The 16,688-nt window shown below is 54.7% G+C and carries 23 protein-coding genes; 7 read left to right on the top strand and 16 right to left on the bottom strand.

Annotated elements, in window-relative coordinates; translation table 11 throughout:
* Nucleotides 1-29: 29 nt before the first annotated feature.
* The gene (locus AC5Q5A_RS00700) at nt 30-509 is read right to left on the bottom strand and encodes a MarR family winged helix-turn-helix transcriptional regulator (RefSeq protein ID WP_493893985.1); all 480 of its coding nucleotides are present in this window, start codon (nt 507-509) and stop codon (nt 30-32) included.
* 119 nt (nt 510-628) lie between these two features.
* On the opposite strand from AC5Q5A_RS00700, the gene AC5Q5A_RS00695 reads away from it, so the two are divergent.
* The 4 genes from AC5Q5A_RS00695 (at nt 629) to AC5Q5A_RS00680 (ending at nt 3,658) form a co-directional block, all read left to right on the top strand.
* Entirely contained in the window at nt 629-1,102 is a 474-nt protein-coding gene (locus AC5Q5A_RS00695; protein WP_493893984.1) for a VOC family protein, read from the top strand.
* A 59-nt stretch (nt 1,103-1,161) separates the two neighbouring features.
* On the top strand, nt 1,162-1,599 hold the full coding sequence (locus AC5Q5A_RS00690) for a YybH family protein (RefSeq protein WP_493893983.1): 438 nt from the start codon (nt 1,162-1,164) through the stop codon (nt 1,597-1,599).
* A 39-nt stretch (nt 1,600-1,638) separates the two neighbouring features.
* The gene (locus AC5Q5A_RS00685) at nt 1,639-2,046 is read left to right on the top strand and encodes a VOC family protein (RefSeq protein WP_493893982.1); all 408 of its coding nucleotides are present in this window, start codon (nt 1,639-1,641) and stop codon (nt 2,044-2,046) included.
* A gap of 100 nt (nt 2,047-2,146) precedes the next feature.
* Nucleotides 2,147-3,658 carry a YifB family Mg chelatase-like AAA ATPase gene (locus tag AC5Q5A_RS00680; RefSeq protein ID WP_493893981.1) on the top strand — a complete coding sequence of 504 codons (1,512 nt, stop codon included), beginning with the start codon at nt 2,147-2,149 and terminating at the stop codon, nt 3,656-3,658.
* A 29-nt stretch (nt 3,659-3,687) separates the two neighbouring features.
* On the opposite strand, the gene AC5Q5A_RS00675 is transcribed toward AC5Q5A_RS00680, so the two are convergent.
* Nucleotides 3,688-4,602 carry a LysR family transcriptional regulator gene (locus AC5Q5A_RS00675; RefSeq protein WP_296990971.1) on the bottom strand — a complete coding sequence of 305 codons (915 nt, stop codon included), beginning with the start codon at nt 4,600-4,602 and terminating at the stop codon, nt 3,688-3,690.
* A gap of 112 nt (nt 4,603-4,714) precedes the next feature.
* Between AC5Q5A_RS00675 and AC5Q5A_RS00670 the strand changes: the two genes are divergently transcribed.
* A complete protein-coding gene (locus AC5Q5A_RS00670) occupies nt 4,715-5,491 on the top strand; it encodes an SDR family NAD(P)-dependent oxidoreductase (RefSeq protein WP_493893980.1) in 777 nt (258 codons plus the stop codon).
* Between the two features lie 12 nt (nt 5,492-5,503).
* On the top strand, nt 5,504-6,490 hold the full coding sequence (locus AC5Q5A_RS00665) for an aldo/keto reductase (protein ID WP_493893979.1): 987 nt from the start codon (nt 5,504-5,506) through the stop codon (nt 6,488-6,490).
* Between the two features lie 77 nt (nt 6,491-6,567).
* Here AC5Q5A_RS00665 and AC5Q5A_RS00660 read toward each other — a convergent pair whose 3' ends face one another.
* The 5 genes from AC5Q5A_RS00660 to AC5Q5A_RS00640 all read right to left on the bottom strand — a co-directional run bounded on the left by AC5Q5A_RS00660 (nt 6,568) and on the right by AC5Q5A_RS00640 (nt 9,538).
* Nucleotides 6,568-7,167 carry a class I SAM-dependent methyltransferase gene (locus tag AC5Q5A_RS00660; RefSeq protein ID WP_493893978.1) on the bottom strand — a complete coding sequence of 200 codons (600 nt, stop codon included), beginning with the start codon at nt 7,165-7,167 and terminating at the stop codon, nt 6,568-6,570.
* 157 nt (nt 7,168-7,324) lie between these two features.
* On the bottom strand, nt 7,325-7,621 hold the full coding sequence (locus AC5Q5A_RS00655; protein ID WP_008888804.1) for a hypothetical protein: 297 nt from the start codon (nt 7,619-7,621) through the stop codon (nt 7,325-7,327).
* A gap of 68 nt (nt 7,622-7,689) precedes the next feature.
* Nucleotides 7,690-7,983 (bottom strand): hypothetical protein, encoded by a 294-nt coding sequence (locus AC5Q5A_RS00650; protein ID WP_008888805.1) that lies wholly within the window; start codon nt 7,981-7,983, stop codon nt 7,690-7,692.
* 108 nt (nt 7,984-8,091) lie between these two features.
* Nucleotides 8,092-8,601, bottom strand: coding sequence for a GNAT family N-acetyltransferase (locus tag AC5Q5A_RS00645; RefSeq protein ID WP_493893977.1), 510 nt, complete (start codon nt 8,599-8,601; stop codon nt 8,092-8,094).
* A gap of 196 nt (nt 8,602-8,797) precedes the next feature.
* Nucleotides 8,798-9,538 carry an SDR family oxidoreductase gene (locus AC5Q5A_RS00640; RefSeq protein WP_493893976.1) on the bottom strand — a complete coding sequence of 247 codons (741 nt, stop codon included), beginning with the start codon at nt 9,536-9,538 and terminating at the stop codon, nt 8,798-8,800.
* Nucleotides 9,539-9,664: 126 nt separating this feature from the next.
* Between AC5Q5A_RS00640 and AC5Q5A_RS00635 the strand changes: the two genes are divergently transcribed.
* On the top strand, nt 9,665-10,582 hold the full coding sequence (locus AC5Q5A_RS00635) for a LysR family transcriptional regulator (protein WP_493893975.1): 918 nt from the start codon (nt 9,665-9,667) through the stop codon (nt 10,580-10,582).
* On the opposite strand, the gene AC5Q5A_RS00630 is transcribed toward AC5Q5A_RS00635, so the two are convergent.
* From AC5Q5A_RS00630 to hisF, 9 genes are all read right to left on the bottom strand, one after another.
* The gene (locus tag AC5Q5A_RS00630) at nt 10,568-11,074 is read right to left on the bottom strand and encodes an SRPBCC domain-containing protein (RefSeq protein ID WP_493893974.1); all 507 of its coding nucleotides are present in this window, start codon (nt 11,072-11,074) and stop codon (nt 10,568-10,570) included. The genes AC5Q5A_RS00635 and AC5Q5A_RS00630 overlap by 15 nt on opposite strands.
* 8 nt (nt 11,075-11,082) lie before the next feature.
* Nucleotides 11,083-11,733, bottom strand: coding sequence for a hypothetical protein (locus AC5Q5A_RS00625; RefSeq protein WP_493893973.1), 651 nt, complete (start codon nt 11,731-11,733; stop codon nt 11,083-11,085).
* Between the two features lie 77 nt (nt 11,734-11,810).
* Entirely contained in the window at nt 11,811-12,758 is a 948-nt protein-coding gene (locus tag AC5Q5A_RS00620; RefSeq protein WP_493893972.1) for a 2-hydroxyacid dehydrogenase, read from the bottom strand.
* Nucleotides 12,759-12,927: 169 nt separating this feature from the next.
* Nucleotides 12,928-13,356 carry a VOC family protein gene (locus AC5Q5A_RS00615; RefSeq protein ID WP_493893971.1) on the bottom strand — a complete coding sequence of 143 codons (429 nt, stop codon included), beginning with the start codon at nt 13,354-13,356 and terminating at the stop codon, nt 12,928-12,930.
* 179 nt (nt 13,357-13,535) lie between these two features.
* On the bottom strand, nt 13,536-14,006 hold the full coding sequence (locus AC5Q5A_RS00610) for a DUF6314 family protein (RefSeq protein WP_493893970.1): 471 nt from the start codon (nt 14,004-14,006) through the stop codon (nt 13,536-13,538).
* Nucleotides 14,007-14,088: 82 nt separating this feature from the next.
* Nucleotides 14,089-14,460: a histidine triad nucleotide-binding protein gene (locus tag AC5Q5A_RS00605; protein WP_493893969.1), complete on the bottom strand. Its 372-nt coding sequence runs from the start codon at nt 14,458-14,460 to the stop codon at nt 14,089-14,091.
* A gap of 50 nt (nt 14,461-14,510) precedes the next feature.
* On the bottom strand, nt 14,511-15,542 hold the full coding sequence (gene rhuM, locus AC5Q5A_RS00600; RefSeq protein ID WP_493893968.1) for a RhuM family protein: 1,032 nt from the start codon (nt 15,540-15,542) through the stop codon (nt 14,511-14,513).
* A gap of 29 nt (nt 15,543-15,571) precedes the next feature.
* Nucleotides 15,572-15,910 (bottom strand): phosphoribosyl-ATP diphosphatase, encoded by a 339-nt coding sequence (locus AC5Q5A_RS00595; protein WP_493893967.1) that lies wholly within the window; start codon nt 15,908-15,910, stop codon nt 15,572-15,574.
* 4 nt (nt 15,911-15,914) lie between these two features.
* Nucleotides 15,915-16,676, bottom strand: a complete 762-nt coding sequence (gene hisF, locus AC5Q5A_RS00590; RefSeq protein ID WP_120223844.1) for an imidazole glycerol phosphate synthase subunit HisF — start codon at nt 16,674-16,676, stop codon at nt 15,915-15,917.
* Between the last annotated feature and the right edge of the window lie 12 nt (nt 16,677-16,688).

Genomic DNA, 16,688 nt, shown 5'->3' with positions numbered 1-16,688 from the left:
CCCTGCTCCCAGCCATTGGCCGGCAAGGCTTAGTGATCCTGATCGTGAGACAGATTGATTAACGCTGCCAGAAGCTGCTTTGGGTGCGTGTCGGCGACCTGATTTTCCAGCTGTTGTTGGGTTTCCTGCCAGATCGGGAAGGCGCGACTGAGAAGGTGTAAGCCGTCCTTGGTCAACGCCAGCAGGCGGCCGCGCTTGTCTTTGGGGTCGGGTGTAATCTCAATCAGTCCACGCCGTTCAAGCGGTTTGAGATTGGCCGTCAGGGTGGTGCGATCCATCGCCAGAAGGTCGGCGACATCTTTCATGTGCGGTGGATGCGGACGGTTTAACGACATCAAAAGCGAATATTGCCCGCTGGTCAGATCAAGGGGGCGAAAGGCGTCATCAAACCGCCTTGCAACAGTGCGTGCCGCACGCCGGACATGCAGGCAAAGGCACGAGTCCCTTACCATTATGGTATCGGCATAGGGGACGATCTGATCGCTATGGTTGAAATCTTTTTTTGACATGGATAAATTATGTTGATATCAACGTATTTGTCAAATGGGAAAACAAGAAAATGCTGATAAATCGCCCGTTTTGATCGTCACCGCGTTAAATCCGTTCTGCCCGGCAAGGAGAATGCCCCATGCAGAAGATCAGTCCTTTTTTATGGTTTGATCAAACCGCTGAAGAAGCCGTGAATTTCTATGTTTCGGTTTTTGCCGATGCCAAAGTCGGTGAAACCATGCGCGGAAGTTCTGCCTTCGCCGATCGGGAGGGCAGCATTCTGACCATCCGCTTTGAACTTTTCGGTCAACAGTTTGTCGCGCTTAACTTTCCGTCTGACTTCAAATTTACCGAAGCTGTTTCCTTCGTCGTCGACTGCAAGGATCAGGCAGAGGTCGATTATTACTGGGATTGCCTGTCGGACGGCGGGCAGCCACGCGATTGCGGCTGGGTCAAAGACCGGTTTGGGGTGTTTTGGCAAATCACACCGACCCGCCTGATTGAATTGATGAGCGATCCGAACCCGGCCATCGCCGCACGCGCGGCAACCGCAATGATGAAAATGCAAAAGATTGATATCGCGGCACTTGAACGTGCCGTCGCCGACGGCTGATCGGGCCTGAGCACTCATGAAGCCAAACCCCTCGCACCACCAACACAAGGATATGTCTGATGTCAGATAAACAAGCCAAAGATCGCCAGGCGATTGCCGATCTGTTTGATCGTTGGGCGGCTGCCACTCGCAGCAAGGATATCGACGCAATTATCGCCCTTTATCACGCCGATATCTGTTCCTACGACGCGGTTGGACCGTTGCAACTTAACGGAATATCCGACTACCGCGCCCATTGGGAAAAATGTCTGCCCAAAGATGCTGAAATGACTATCGAGATGCAAACACCAAACATTCGCGTCTCAGGCCATCTAGGCTTTGCGCATTTACTGATCCGTTGCGGGATGCGTGATGAAGACGGCACCGAAAACTCAAGCTGGATGCGTTCAAGCACTCAGCTTGAAAAGCGTGATGGCCAGTGGCGCATCGCGCATGAACATTTTTCCGTGCCGTTTGATTTTGAAAATTGTCAGCCCCAGTTCGGGCTTGAACCATAAGCCGTGCCGACCAACGCACTCTTACACAGGAAGCCTCCGATGAAAGTGATCAGCTATTTGAACTTTGATGGTGATTGCCGCCCGGCAATGGAGTTTTATCAGTCTGTTCTGGGGGGTGAGCTTATCACCATGTCCTATGGCGAAACCCCGATGGCCGAAGAAATGCCCGCCATGGCCGACAAAATGGCCCATGCCTGCCTTGTCGGTGATGGGTGGAACATCATGGCGTCTGACAGCCCATCTGAACATTTCGAGGCGATGAAAGGCATGAACATATCCATTCATGCCCCGACTGCCGAAAAGGCGCGTGCGTATTTTGACGGGCTTGCGGTGGGTGGCACAGTCATCATGCCGTTCGAAGAAACGTTTTGGTCAAAGGGCTTTGGTCTGGTGACGGACAAGTTCGGCACACCCTGGATGGTCAATACCGACATGGAACCGGCATAGGCATCGCGATCTGCCAACACCTTGTCCTTGAACGATATGTTGCCTTGATCCCCGTTTCCCGTCAAAGTGATGCAACTTGGGGTTATGGGGGTCAGGCAAATTGACAGCGCGGGTTACCACAGTTGCCTTTGCCGGGATTGAAACGATCCCTGTTGACGTGCAGGTGCAAATGGCAAGTGGCCTTCCGGCCTTTACGGTGGTTGGCCTGCCCGACAAGGCGGTGTCCGAGGCCCGTGAACGGGTGCGATCTGCGCTTTCGGCCATGGGATTGGCCCTGCCGCCCAAACGCATCACGATTAATCTGGCCCCGGCAGATTTGCTTAAGGAAGGATCGCATTTCGATCTGCCGATTGCACTGGGCATTCTGGCCGAGATGGATGTCATCGGCCATGACGATATCGAACGGTTCTTGGTGCTGGGTGAATTGGGGCTTGATGGCAGCATCACCAAGGTTGGCGGGGTTTTGCCCGCCGCCATGGAAGCCGGGATGCAGGAATGCGGCATCATTTGTCCGAACGCCAACGGAGCAGAGGCCCTTTGGGCCGGTGATCTTGAGATCCTGGCCCCCGCAAGCCTTGTGGCCCTGATCAATCATTTCAAAGGCACGCAAATTCTGCCCCGCCCGATCCGGCGCGACGCAGACGAGATCAATGATTTCCATGGTGATCTGCGCGATATCAAGGGACAGGAAAGTGCCAAACGCGCGCTTGAGATCGCAGCGGCTGGCGGCCATAACCTTTTGATGTCCGGTCCGCCCGGATCGGGAAAATCGATGCTGGCGGCCCGCTTGCCCGGCATTCTGCCAGACCTTGATGCCAGACAAGCACTGGAAACCACGGTCATCCATTCCGTATCCGGAATGTTGCCCGAAGGTGGCCTGATCCGCACCCGTCCGTTCCGCCAGCCTCATCACTCTGCCTCGATGCCGGCCCTTGTCGGTGGTGGCCATCGGGTCAAGCCGGGCGAGATTTCACTGGCCCATAATGGCGTTCTGTTTTTGGATGAATTGCCGGAATTTCAGCGCAATGTGCTTGATGCGCTGCGCCAGCCACTTGAAACCGGGCAGGTGTCGGTTGCGCGCGCCAATGCGCATGTGACCTATCCGGCACGTGTGCAATTGGTTGCGGCGATGAACCCGTGCCGGTGTGGCTATTTGGGGGATAACGAGCTGGCCTGCACCCGCGCCCCGCGTTGTGGCGAGGAATATCAGGCACGGCTTTCAGGGCCGCTTCTGGACCGGTTTGATATCCAAATCGAAGTGCCGGCGGTGAAGCCCGAAGACCTTGATTTACCGGCCAAAGGCGAAACCAGTCAGGCGGTGCGCGAACGCGTATTTCTCGCCCGTGAATTGCAAATGTTGCGATATAAAAACGAAAGTATATCGACCAATGCGCTGGCCGATGGTGAAGTCCTGCAGGATGCCGCCGCCCTTGATACCGAGGGCCGCGGATTGCTTCAGGATGCAGCGCGCCAGATGAAGCTGTCAGCCCGCGGATATCACCGGATTTTGCGGGTGGCCCGCACGATTGCCGATCTGGCCGGAAGTGCGACTGTCAAGCGCAGCCATATTGCCGAGGCGCTGAATTACCGCCAGATGGTCTATCGGCGCTAATCCCTCGTCATTGGGCGACCCGGGTGTGATCAAATGCGCGACAGGCCGTTCTGTTTGCGGATGATGTTGATCAGACCGCGCAAGCCCGGATGATTGTTGTGGCGGCTGCTGTAATACATGTGGAAGGGATCATCAGATGATGCATGGTCTTCCAGCACGATTTCAAGCTGTCCGCTGGCAATCTCATCGGCAATGCGCGATTCCAGCAAATAGGCCAGTCCAAGCCCGGCCTTGGCGGCCGAGATCGTGGTTGCCGTGTCCTGAATGGTGATGTGGCCCGGCACGCGGTAGCTTTTCTGATCGGGGCCAGTGCCAAGCTCCCAGGGAAATGGTGAATTGTCGCCGAGAAGAAGCTGCAGGCATGTGTGATTGCGCAGATCTTCAGGGGTATCGGGTTTTCCGTGCCGGGCAAGATAATCCGGTGCGCCGGCCACGACCCAGCGCTGCGGTCCGCTAAGTGCGACGGCAACCATGTCTTCGGGGACCAGATGGCCGAACCGGATGCCGGCATCATATCCCTCTGCGACGATATCAATCGGCCGGTTTTCAACGATTATGCTGAGGCTGACATCGGGAAAGGTTTTGGCAAATTCCGGCAATGCCGGGGCGATCAGAAGGTGCGCGGCATCGGAAAAGGCGTTGATGCGGACCTCGCCAAAGCTGGCGGCACCGGGGGCATCAAGCGTCTGGAGTGCTTCATCGAGTTTATCAAAGCCCTCGGCAAGCTTGGTTGCAAGGTCCTGGCCCAGTTCGGTTGCCACGATCGACCGGGTGGTTCGATTGATCAGCTTTACGCCAAGGCGGCGTTCCAGACGGCGGATCGCGTGGCTTGCCGCCGACGGCGAAAGCCCGAATTCAATCGCCGCAGCCTTGAAGCTCTGGCGGCGGACAATCGCCAGAAACAGGCGTAGATCGGCAAACTCTGCGCGGTCGATTCCAGCCAAGTTGAACTCTATTCACTTTGTGGATGATTTCATTTCATGAAAAACCACACCACACGGGGCGGTGCAACAAGTAATCTGACCAAAAGTCAGACAATTCAGCCGGAGGAATACGATGAGTGATATTCAGGCAGTCAGGATTCCCGACCTGATGTCGCGCCGTGTTTTGGTAACCGGGGGCTCGACCGGGATCGGAGCCGAGATTGTCAGGGGGTTTGCCGCACAGGGTGCCAAGGTTGCGCTTCATTACAATGAAAGCGGTGATGCAGCACGCGCCCTTCAGGCAGAGTTTCCCAAGCATGTCGTAGCTGTTCAGGGCGATATGAGTGTAACCGGTACACCGACGAAAGTTGTCAGGGAAGCCGCCCGGATGCTTGGCGGGCTGGATGGCCTGATCAACAATGCCGGTGGCATGCTTGGCCGTGTGCCGACGACCGAGGTCGAACCCGAGCATCTTGACCGTGTCTTTGCGCTCAATGGCAAATCGGTCTGGGAAGCGACGGTGGCGGCGTATCCCTACCTCAAAGCGTCGGAAAACGGTTTTGTGGTCAATACGACATCGATTGCCGCGCGCAATGGTGGCGGGGGTGGTGCTGTGCTGTATGCGGCGGCAAAATCCTTTGTCAGCAGCCTGACACGCGGACAGGCAAAGGAATTTGTGGCGGACGGCATTCGCGTGAACGCCGTTTCGCCGGGCCTGATCCAGACGCCATTTCATGACCGCTATACACCGCCAGATGTTCTTGCCGCGCAAAGTGCAACAGTCCCGATGGGTCGCGTGGGCCGGCCCGATGAATGTGTCGGGGCGTTCCTGTTTCTCGCCTCGAACGCAATGGCGGGCTACATCACAGGCCAGATCATCGAGGTCAATGGCGGCCAGTTAATGCCTTAGGAGCAAAGATATATGAACTACAGAAAATTTGGGAAGACAGGACGCACGGTCTCGGAAGTCGGTTTCGGTGCATGGGCCATTGGTGGCGCCTGGGGCGATGTTTCAGAGGCTGACGCGCGCGCGGCCCTGCATGCTGCCCTTGATAACGGCACGACTTTTATCGATACCGCCGACGTTTACGGTGATGGCCGTTCGGAAAAAATCATCGCCGATGTCATGAAAGAACGCGGTGGCGAACGTCCGTTCATCGCAACCAAGGCGGGGCGTCGCCTCGATCCGCATGTGTCCGAGGGCTACAACAAACAGAACCTGACGGCATTTGTTGAACGGAGCCTTAAGAACCTTGCGACGGATTGTCTTGATCTGGTGCAGCTTCATTGCCCGCCGACCGAGGTTTTCTATCGCCCGGATGTGTTCGAGGTGATGGAGGAAATGGTCACCGCCGGGAAAATCCGCAATTATGGTGTTTCGGTCGAGAAGGTCGAAGAAGGGCTGAAAGCCATCGAATATCCCGGGGTTGCGTCGGTTCAGATCATCTACAACATCTTCCGCCAACGCCCGTCGGGACTGTTTTTCCGCGAGGCAAAAGCAAAAAATGTCGGCGTTATCGTGCGGGTACCGCTGGCGTCCGGTCTTCTGACCGGCAAGATGACCAAGGATACCGCCTTTGCCGCCGATGACCATCGGGCGTTCAATCGCAATGGCGAGGAATTTGACAAGGGCGAAACATTCGCCGGTGTGCCGTTTGATGTTGCGCTTGAAGCGGTCGAGGAAATCCGCCGTCTGGTTCCGGAAAATATCACCATGGCGCAGTTCGCCCTGCGCTGGATTTTGATGGAAGAAGCCGTTGGTGTTGTGATTCCGGGGGCAAAGAATGCAGCCCAGGCCGCGGCGAATGCGGCGGCAAGTGATGTGGCACCGCTGCCCTCAGAGGTGATCGGTGAGTTGCGCGACATCTATGAGCAACGCATCGCCCCGCACGTTCATCATTTGTGGTGATCACACGTTTCCATCGGCCTTAAACGGCGATGATATAGAAAAAGGGGCACCATACGGTTGGTGCCCCTTTTTGCGTTTCAGGCGGATTTGCGGACTTCGCTTAGCATTTCCGGGCGGCTTTTGCGTTCGATCTTATAGACCGACGAGGGCGGGACATTGCGTACCGTGGTGCCGATGCGCGTTGCCTGAAGATCAAGCCGGGCCAGGATGGCCTCAGGAACCGGGCAGCGCGGGCCATAGGTGAACTGGTAAAATGCGCCGTCTTCGCGCAGATATTCAAAACTGCCCGACAAGATTCCCATGATCTGGCGCGGTGACATCGACAGAAGCGGCAGGCCGCTAATCGCGCTTGCCAGTTCACCAGCGCCAAACAGGCCCTTTTTACCCAAACGACAGGCATCCATTTGCAGGATGCGCGCCCTTGGATAGCGTTCAGAAAGCAGGCGGGAGAAATCCGGTCCGGCTTCGATCAATGTCAGGTCATCTTCACGCAAGCCGCGATCAAGAAGTGCACGGGTAAACACACCTGTCCCCGGTCCGAGTTCCAGAACCGGGGTGCTTTGGGTGTTGATTTCGGATGTGATCAGCCGCGCCAGCGCCGGGCTTGAGGGCGAAATGGCGGATATTTTTCTGGGATCGGTGACCCAGGCGCGAATGAAAGGCAAAAAGTCCGACATCGAATGAAATGCCCCACTTGGTAAAGGGAGAGCGCATAAACTGCCTACCCTTTATGTCGCTTCGGGCGCTTATTTGTGTTCATTTTGCGAAATGCCACCCGGCAACGTGTCCATCCGGGAATGTGGAAACGTGCGAGGTGGCGTTCAACGCAATTGATTACGCAGCCCGGTTACGGCGCAGAACATCAATGATTTCGGCCTTGTGCGGATCGGCATGAAATGCATCGGCCATGATCATCACACCCTTGGTGCCGTCATTGGCCTCGATCATGAACAGCGTTGCCTCGTCACCCGGATCGGTGCCTTGGTCGGTGCTGTTGGAATGGACAAGGCGCAGCTCGTCCGGGGTATAAAGCTTGCCGGTGCCGTCACTGCGTACACCGCCTTCCTCGGCCATGAAATGATGTTCAAAACCGTGTTCTTTGGCGTTTGCCTGAAGATCAGCCAAGGTCATTGCGGGCCTCCTCGATCAAAAATTGTCTGATAAAGGCAAAACGCAAATCCTGGCCGCTTGTTCCGAAATCAGCTGTGCTTGCGGCGAAGACTGTCGATCAGGTCGGCCTTGTTGCGGTCGGTATCAAAGCTGTTGGGCACAATCAGCATACCGCGCGTCCCATCGCTGGCCTCGATCATGTAAAGGGTGGCGTCATCGCCCGGGTCGGTTCCGGCATCGACAGAACGGGAATCGATTATCGTCAAATCATCGGCGCTATATTTCGCCTGTTTGCCATCGCATGTGACATGGTTTTCCGATGCGCTGAAAACATGCGAAAAGCCGCGTTCACGGGCCAGATCTTGTAATTCGCTCAAGTTCATGATGGTCCTCCGTTCGATGGATGCAGCCGTAAGGCCAACAATCATCAGACCCTATCACGAAATGCGCCCGGCGTATTTGCGTGTGCGCAATCTGGCAGTAAACAAGGCCTATTTCGGATCAAGAGCCATCTTCATGCCCTCGTGGCTGGCGACAAATCCAAGCCGTTCATAAAACCGATGGGCATCCTTGCGGGTTTTATCCGTTGTGAACTGTATCAAAGCCGCGCCAAGTGATTTCGAAATCGAAATGGATTGCTTGATCAATTTTTCGCCGATCTTCTGACCGCGGGCAGTACTTGCCACCCGGACCCCTTCGATCTGCGCGCGCAGTTGGCCGCGCCGCGACAATCCGGCGATCAGGGTCAGTTGCAAACAGCCGACAATATCGGTGTCCTTGATGGCCAGAAGATATTTGTTGGGCAGCGCTTTGGTTGATTGCGATTCCATCGCGTCAAATGCGGCGTAATAGGCATCGGGAAGCGGATCGCCAAGTTTCTCACGGGTTTTGCCTTTTTCATCATCGGCCAAAAGGGCAACGATGGCAGGCAGATCATCGCGGGTGGCATAGCGAAACGTGATGTCATCGGATTTTGTGATGGTGGTGGCGGCGTTTGACATTGTTGGATCCCTTTGCTGATGGCGGGCCATCATGGGCAAAGCCGGGGATCAAGGCAATATGGCAATGACGCCGCCTGTTTTATCGCAGGCGACATCATTGCCAGCATCGCGGGGCCAGCTCAGAAAATCGGCACGGGGATGGGGGAAATCATGCCGATATCCAACCAGGGACCCCGGCAAGCAGGGTTTATGGGGGTCAGGCAAGACCGCCATTGGCACGAATGGTCTGACCATCCACCCAGCCGGAATCCGGTCCGGCCAGGAAGGACACCACACCGGCGATGTCATCGGGTTCACCAAGCCGTTCGAGAGGCGGCATTTTGGCGAAATTGGCAATCTGTTCGTCGGTCTTGCCGTTCAGGAACAGTTCGGTTGCAACCGGGCCCGGCGCAACGGCATTGACCGTGATCTGGCGACCGCGCAGTTCCTTGGCGAAAACGCCTGTCATTGCCTCGACCGCGGCTTTGGTGGCGTTATAGATGGCATAGCCCGGCAGTTTGAGATGAAGGGCGGTGGTCGAGAAATTGATCACCCGGCCATGGTCACGCAGGTGTTTTGCGCCTTCGCGCAGCATGTTGAAGGTGCCACGGACATTAATGTCCATCATCGCGTCATAGGTGGCATCGTCCATGTCGGCAATCGGGGTGGTCGTCATGACACCGGCGTTATTGACAACGACATCAACGCCGCCAAATTCGGCAATGGTTTTATCAAACAGGGCCTTAACCGCATCCGGCCGGGCAATATCCGCCTTGATTGCGATGGCGTTGTGGCCCTGGGATTTCAGGGTTTCGGCCAGTTCTTCGGCGGGCGCGGCAGAGCTGGCATAGTTGATGACAACGTTAAAGCCATCCGCCGCCAGACGTTTGGCAAGCGCCACGCCAATGCCGCGTGATGCGCCGGTGATAATGGCGGTTTTGTTTTGATTGGCAGACATCAAAAGTTTCCTTGGTGGTTACGGGGGCCTCAAGGGCATGGGCCCACTATGCCCAAGATGACTTTTTGGATAATTAGGTTATATTCGACATCATTATTCGAAATTGAATAACAATCAGGATGGCGAATGGACCGGTTTGAGGAAATGCGCAATTTCGTGCGCGTGGTAGAGCGCAAAAGCTTTACCAAGGCGGCGAGCGATCTTTTGATCCCGCGTGCCACCATGACCAATTCCATCCAGCGGCTGGAAGAACGGTTGGGCACCCGGTTGCTGGAGCGTACGACGCGGACTGTCAATCCGACTCATGACGGGGAGGCCTATTATCAGCGCTGTGTCAGGATTCTCGCCGATCTCGAAGAAGCCGATGGCAGCTTTACCAATGCCGATCCCAAAGGGTTGCTTAGGGTTAATCTGCAAGGCACGCTGGCGCGGACCTTTATCATCCCGGCCCTTGGTGATTTTCGGGATCGCTATCCGGGGATCGATCTGGTACTGGCCGATGGCGATCGTTTTGTTGATCTGGTGCATGAAGGCTTTGATTGCGTGTTGCGCAGTGGCGATCTGGCCAGTTCATCGATGATCGGGCGGCGCTTGGCGCTTTTGCACGAGGCCACCGTTGCAAGCCCCGATTACATTGCCCGCATCGGCATGCCCGAAACCCTTGCCGACCTGAAAAGTCAGGGGCATCAGATGGTTTGTTTTTTATCCGGTGCCGATGACAAGCCGATCCCGCTTGATTTCAGGATGGATGGCAAGCTTTGTGAGATCATGCTGCCGGCCAGTATTTCAGTGACCGGGGCGGACAGCTATGCCGCATGTGCAGCCGCCGGATTGGGGGTTGTGCAGGTGCCGCGCTATCGCGTGGCCGATGACCTTAAATCCGGCAAACTGATTGAAATCCTGCCCGATTGCCCGCCCGATCCGATGCCGGTTTCGGTCCTTTATCCGCAAAACCGGCAGCTTTCGGCGCGTGTGCGGGTATTTGTCGACTGGCTGACTGAATTGCTGGCGGGGCTTGATTTTGCCGGGTCAGGCCGGGTTTGAGTCACGTGAAAGCAGTTTGATCCGATTTCGTAATGAAACCAGGTGCGCCTGCCAGTAATGGGTCATCATCGGCTTGAAACGGTTGTCATTCAGGCCATTGCGCCCGGGATGGGCCATCGAAAGCTTTTCAAGGCCAAGATGTTCCAGCGTGATGCGGGTGTAATCGCCCTGCCCGCCAAAGCGGATATCAACCAATGTCGCCGGTTCCTTGGGATCGGCCATCGGCCAGTTCCATTCAAAACTCAGGCGCTTGGCGGGTTCCCACTTGGTGACCTTACCGGCGCGGACGATGAAATCCGGGCGGCGTTTATCGACTTCCTGCAAATAGCGCACGCCATCACTTTCGCCAAATTCCATGATGCCCGGACGATTGCCAAGCAGGCGGTTGCGTGGCCCCTGTTTCCACCAGTGATCAGTCTGGTCCGTGAACTGGTCAAAGGCAGTGGCGGCGTCACAGTCAACGCGAAGCGCAACAAAGGTTTTGGCTGACATGAATCTGCTTATCTATTCACCAAAAAAGAAAAGAACTGGTCCCGTGAGTTCTTAAAATTCTGGCGTTTGGTTTTATAATCCTTTGCAATAATATCAACTTTGTTCAATGTCTCAGCAAAGTTCTCACCATCGTTGTTGTATCGACAAAGCGACAGTGCATTTGGCGAACCGTGGGCGATTTTTGCGTACGCTCTAAGGTCTTCTGGAAGTCTTGGATTACCTTCAACGAGTTTGAATAGTTTATCATTGACGATGTTATTCTTGAGATGCTTTAGGGTATCTTTTGCAACTCTCGGATCAAAATCGATATTGCAATTATAGCGGTGTTGCCAATATTCGACGTGCTTCTTAATTTCTTCAATATCTTTCCGTTGATGTTCCAACAATAAGTCAACATCAACAAGTTCCCGGTTCGCGTCCGCAATCCGGGTTTGTGTCATCTGTCGCTGGGTTGCTGTTATGACGGCTAGGCCGCCTGCAAGACCGAACAGACCTGCTGCAACAGTTTCCCACTGAAAACTAACGAGCAAGTTTGTCGCAGACATCTGCGCAGTCTTTTGGACGTTGCTTGCTGATCTCAGCATTCCGAGGATGAAGCAGAAAAGCGCGCCAGATGCTGACAACCAGCACAAAAAGCGAATCCCTTGCCAAAACCTCATTCTCTTCCCCTGTTTTTAGCCAAAACATGCGCAACGTGGTCGAACAGGAATAAAATTCCACTTTGGCGAGAAATAGGTCAATAGCCGATGTCGCGATTGACTAGACCGCGCGGGGTTTCGCCGCGGGCCAGACGATCAAGGTTTTCGGCGATCTGATCGACCGATTCTTCAAACCGGGTGGCGGCTGCGATGTGCGGGGTGATGCGAATTTTCCCGTGATCCCAGAACGGATGGCTTTCGGGCAGCGGTTCGGTCGCCGCGACATCCAAAAACGCGCCGCGCAGATGGCCGGTATCAATCGCGCGCAGCAAATCGGCCTCGTTGATCATCGCACCCCGGGCGGCATTAATGATCGCAGCCCCCTTGGGCAGGAAGGAAAGCGTATCGCTATTAAGCACATTTTCGGTCTCAGAAGTGCGCGGCAGAAGGCAGATCAGGATATCGGACTGACCCAGGAATTCGGCCAGCGTTTCCTTGCCGGCATAGGTCGAAATGCCTTCAATAGCCTTCATCGAGCGGCTCCAGCCCGACACAGAGAAGCCAAGATTGGACAGCGACACAGCAACCGCCGAGCCCAGCGCGCCCAGCCCCATGACACCGACCCGGCATTGCGAAATACGCGCGACGTCATGCTGGGTCCAGTCGGCCTTGGCCTGCTGGGCGCTATAGACATCAAAGTCACGCATGAAATGAAGCGCGGCATAAAGGTGATACTGCACCATCTGATCGGCCATACCGGCATCCTCAAGCCGAATGACCGGCAAGTCCATTGGCAGACTGGGCGATGAAACAACATGATCGACCCCGGCACCGAGCGAGAAGATGGCCTTGAGGTTTGGCAGCGTCTTGATCAGGCCCTGTGGCTGTTTCCAGAACAGGGCATAGTCAATCGTTTCAGGATCGTAATCGTCTTCCTCGGTCACGATATTGGCGTCCGGCAGGCGGTCAACCATCACGCTTTTCCACTTTTGATCGTCGCCGGCAGCGGAAATCAGAATATTGAGCGGGGCGTTGGTGGTTGCCATCGGGGTCTCCTGGTCAAAGCTTCGAAAGTTGGGGCGATGAAAAAGGTTTGCGCATATCAAACGCGCCAGAGCGTAAAGCGTTCCGGCGCGTTAATTGGCGCGTCAATCACAGTCTGTCACGGACCGACCTGCTTTCACAAGGCCGGGTCGGCACTAGGTTTGCGCAGACTTAGTGGGCAAAGATCATCGCTGGATCGCGGAAGGTCTTGAATTCAAGGCCATTTCCCGCCGGATCTTCGACAAAGAAGGTCCCCTGTTCGCCCGGCTCACCCTTAAAGCGGATCTTGGGTTCGAGCAGGAATTTGACATTGGCCGCCTTAAGCTTGTCGGCCAGTGCGTGCCATTTTTCCCATTCCAGAACCGCCCCGAAATGCGGGATCGGCACCGCATCACCATCGACATCACCGGATCCCTTGTTTTGACCTGCCTCCGGGCGGACATGGGCAGAAAGCTGATGCCCAAAGAAATCAAAATCAATCCAGGCCTCGGTCGAGCGGCCCTCCTCACAGCCGAGGATATCGATATAGAACGCGCGGGTGTCAGATATCGATTTGATCGGGAAGGCCAGATGGAATGGGGGCAGAGATGGCGAAGACATGGTCAATCTCCAAGATTATCCAGATTATCCAACGATGTGGTGTTAGAACCACTTTAATACGTCAGAATGCGGCGGGTAAATTCAGAAGTTCCGGGTTTGGAACGCGCCATGGTTAATCTGAATTGTCAGGGTGGCGTTGCAAAATATTGAAAAGATGAATGTATTTTCTGTAATTCAGGTTATTCGGTGCGTCGATAGACACTGTGCAGCAGGTGGTCTTTCTTCGGACCAGTGATTTTTATTTTTGTTTCGAAATGATCTGGCCCGTTCCAGATCATGCAGTGGTGATAAAAGTCATCCCCACAGGGGTGAATGTCACGCGCACAACCCCCTTCTTCACCCTCCTCTCCAAATTGCAGCAACACATATCGATTGCCGAAACTTAGAGGGTCGCGAAACAGAAGCTCGATCGCCGCCGGGTCTTCGTGCAAAACAAAATCATATTCCCGATAGCCATCAAACCGCTTGCCATCCGGGCGGGTTAAAAACCCCTCCTCGCGATAGCGCAGCACATTCGGCTGGTCCGGGTCGGCAGCGTGAAACGTGACATTCCCGGTAAACTGCCCGGACTCCCCTAGATCGCGCACCAGTGTCCAGTTGCCTGCTAGGGTCTGGAAAATCTCGGCTGCTGTGGGGATGTTGGATGCCATCGGTGATCGTAGGTCCATTATGGGACAAAAAAGGCAGGGTCTTGCATTGCGCGCCCTGCCTTTTTAATGAGTTTCCAGTCGCTTAGGCGCCCGGCAGCATCCGCGGCAGTTTCTCACCGCCCAGGATATGCACATGCAGGTGCGGGACGTCCTGGCGGCCGTGTTCGCGGGTGTTGGCGATCAGGCGGTAGCCGTCTTCAACGACGCCAGCTTCCCTGGAGATTTTGCCGATTGCGCGGGTGTAGGCGATGATTTCGGCGTCCGAGGCATTCTGTGCGAAGTCGTCATAGCTGGTGTAAGCGCCCTTGGGGATGACCAGCACGTGGGTCGGGGCCTGCGGCGCGATATCGTTAAAGGCCAGCACATGGTCATCTTCATAGACCTTGGTGCACGGGATTTCACCGCGCAGGATTTTGGCAAAGGTGTTTTCCGGATCGTAGGGCTGAACGGCCATGCTGGGACTCCTGAACGTTGTCTTGAATTTGTGACCAATTTTTTGTCTTGCTAATCGCTGGAGAGGTTACGTCTTTTTTCAGCAAAGATCTTGTACTGTTCTTTTACATATTCATCCGCAGCTATTTTCGATGCTGTACCCGGTCCTGTTAGGAGAGGACGTTCGTTATTGCGAATAAATTTGTCCAGAGAAGAACGAGCATCGTCCATCGTGACCAAACGCTGTAAATCTGTTTCTTGCTCGAAATAATCTAGAAGCATGCCTGTAAACCGATTGAGATCTCTAATCTCGGCATCACCCAGATAGTTTTTCGCGGTGTAAATATCTTTTGAAAGCGGATGCTCACCTGACCAAGAATTCAAACCCATCGATGGCAAATTTGCGTTTGCTCGATGCATTCGGAGTTCAGCGCCTGTCATGCCCGTTACAGCGTAATGCAACTTATTTTGAATGGTCGCAAAAAACAGGTTCTTGTCTTGTTCTGTTTGCAAATGGTAGTCGCTGCAAAGGGAACAAATTTGTCTTACTTCTTTGTAGAGATTCGCCTCTGATGCTCTGATTTCGCGAATGATTTCGCGAAGTTCTGCGAAATGGTCGCGTTGATCCGGATTTTTCAAGCGTTCTACATCGACGACAAAGCCTTTCAACGCAAATTGAACAAGCTTTTCGGTTGCCCACTTTCGGAACATCGTTGCTTCTTTGGACGCAACGCGATATCCGACCGATATCACCATATCCAAGCTGTAAAGTGTTACAGGTTTTGTCGAAGAAGCAATTTGCATTTTTTGCAAATTGCTTTCGCTGTCGAGTTCACCATCTTCCAAGATATTGTTGATGTGTCTTGAAATAACAGACACATCGCGACCGAATAATGCAGCTAATTGAGCCTGCGTCATCCAAAGAGCATCACCCTCAAAATGGATCTGCACTTGTAGACCATGGGCATCAGAATAAATTAAAAAACGGTCTCCGGTGTGTTCGTCTTCCGTTAGATGAACCGGGCCATTCTCGGAGATTTTCTCAAGCTTTTTAACTTCTTGGTGGAGTTTGCCACTGCCATGGATTGGACCTTTATCAGTCATTCAATTCTCCACCTTCCAATATTAGAAATCTACTCTTTGCTGCGCGATGCTTTCTCAGTGATACCTGAAATGCCCTGACGTTCGGCGAGGATCTTCCAGACGTCATCCGGTTTTACCCCCTGATCGGCCCACAGCACAGTCAGGTGATACAGAAGGTCGGCACTTTCGGATGCAACCTTTTCGGGGGTTTCGGCCAGGGCTGCGATGACGGTCTCAACGCCTTCTTCGCCAACTTTCTGGGCGATTTTGGGTGTGCCCTTGGCAAATAGCTTGGCGGTATAGCTGGTTTCCGGGTCCGCACCCTTACGGGCAGCCACGGTCGCGTAAAGCGCATCAAGGATGTGTTGGCTTTTATCAGCGTTGGCCATGATCTCAGTCCTCACGTACCGGAATACCGGCGGCTTTCATGTGTTCCTTGACCTCGCGAATGCGATAGGTGCCGAAATGGAAGATCGAGGCGGCCAGAACCGCCGATGCATGGGCATCACGCACGCCTTCGACCATGTGATCCAGCGTCCCTACCCCGCCCGAAGCAATAACCGGTACATGCACGGCATCGGCAATGGTACGGGTCAGCGGGATGTTAAAGCCCGACTGGGTGCCATCGCGATCCATCGAGGTGACAAGAAGCTCACCCGCGCCATATTCGACCATTTGTTTTGCAAACGAAACGGCATCGATCCCGGTCGGCTCACGCCCGCCATGGGTGAAGATTTCAAATTTGTCGGGGCCGGTCGATTTGGCGTCGATCGAGACCACAATACATTGCGATCCGAACTTGCGCGCGGCTTCGCGCACGAAATCGGGGTTTTTGACGGCGGCCGTATTGATCGAAACCTTGTCGGCACCGGCCAGAAGCAGCTTGCGGATGTCTTCAAGGGTTCGCACACCGCCACCAACGGTGACCGGCATAAAGCAGGCCTCGGCCGTGCGGGCAACCACATCAAAGATGGTATCGCGGTTGTCAGATGATGCGGTGATATCGAGGAAGCAGAGCTCGTCCGCACCCTCTGCATCATAGATGCGCGCCTGTTCGACCGGGTCGCCGGCATCGATCAGATCAACGAAATTGACCCCTTTGACGACGCGGCCGTCCTTGACGTCAAGACAGGGAATGACACGGGTTTTCAGCATGGTCTGTTTCCT

It is taken from the genome of Thalassospira sp. CA1, from assembly GCF_059052855.1.
Note: the sequence above shows the minus strand (reverse complement) of the source record. Positions and strands in the feature narration are given on the sequence as shown.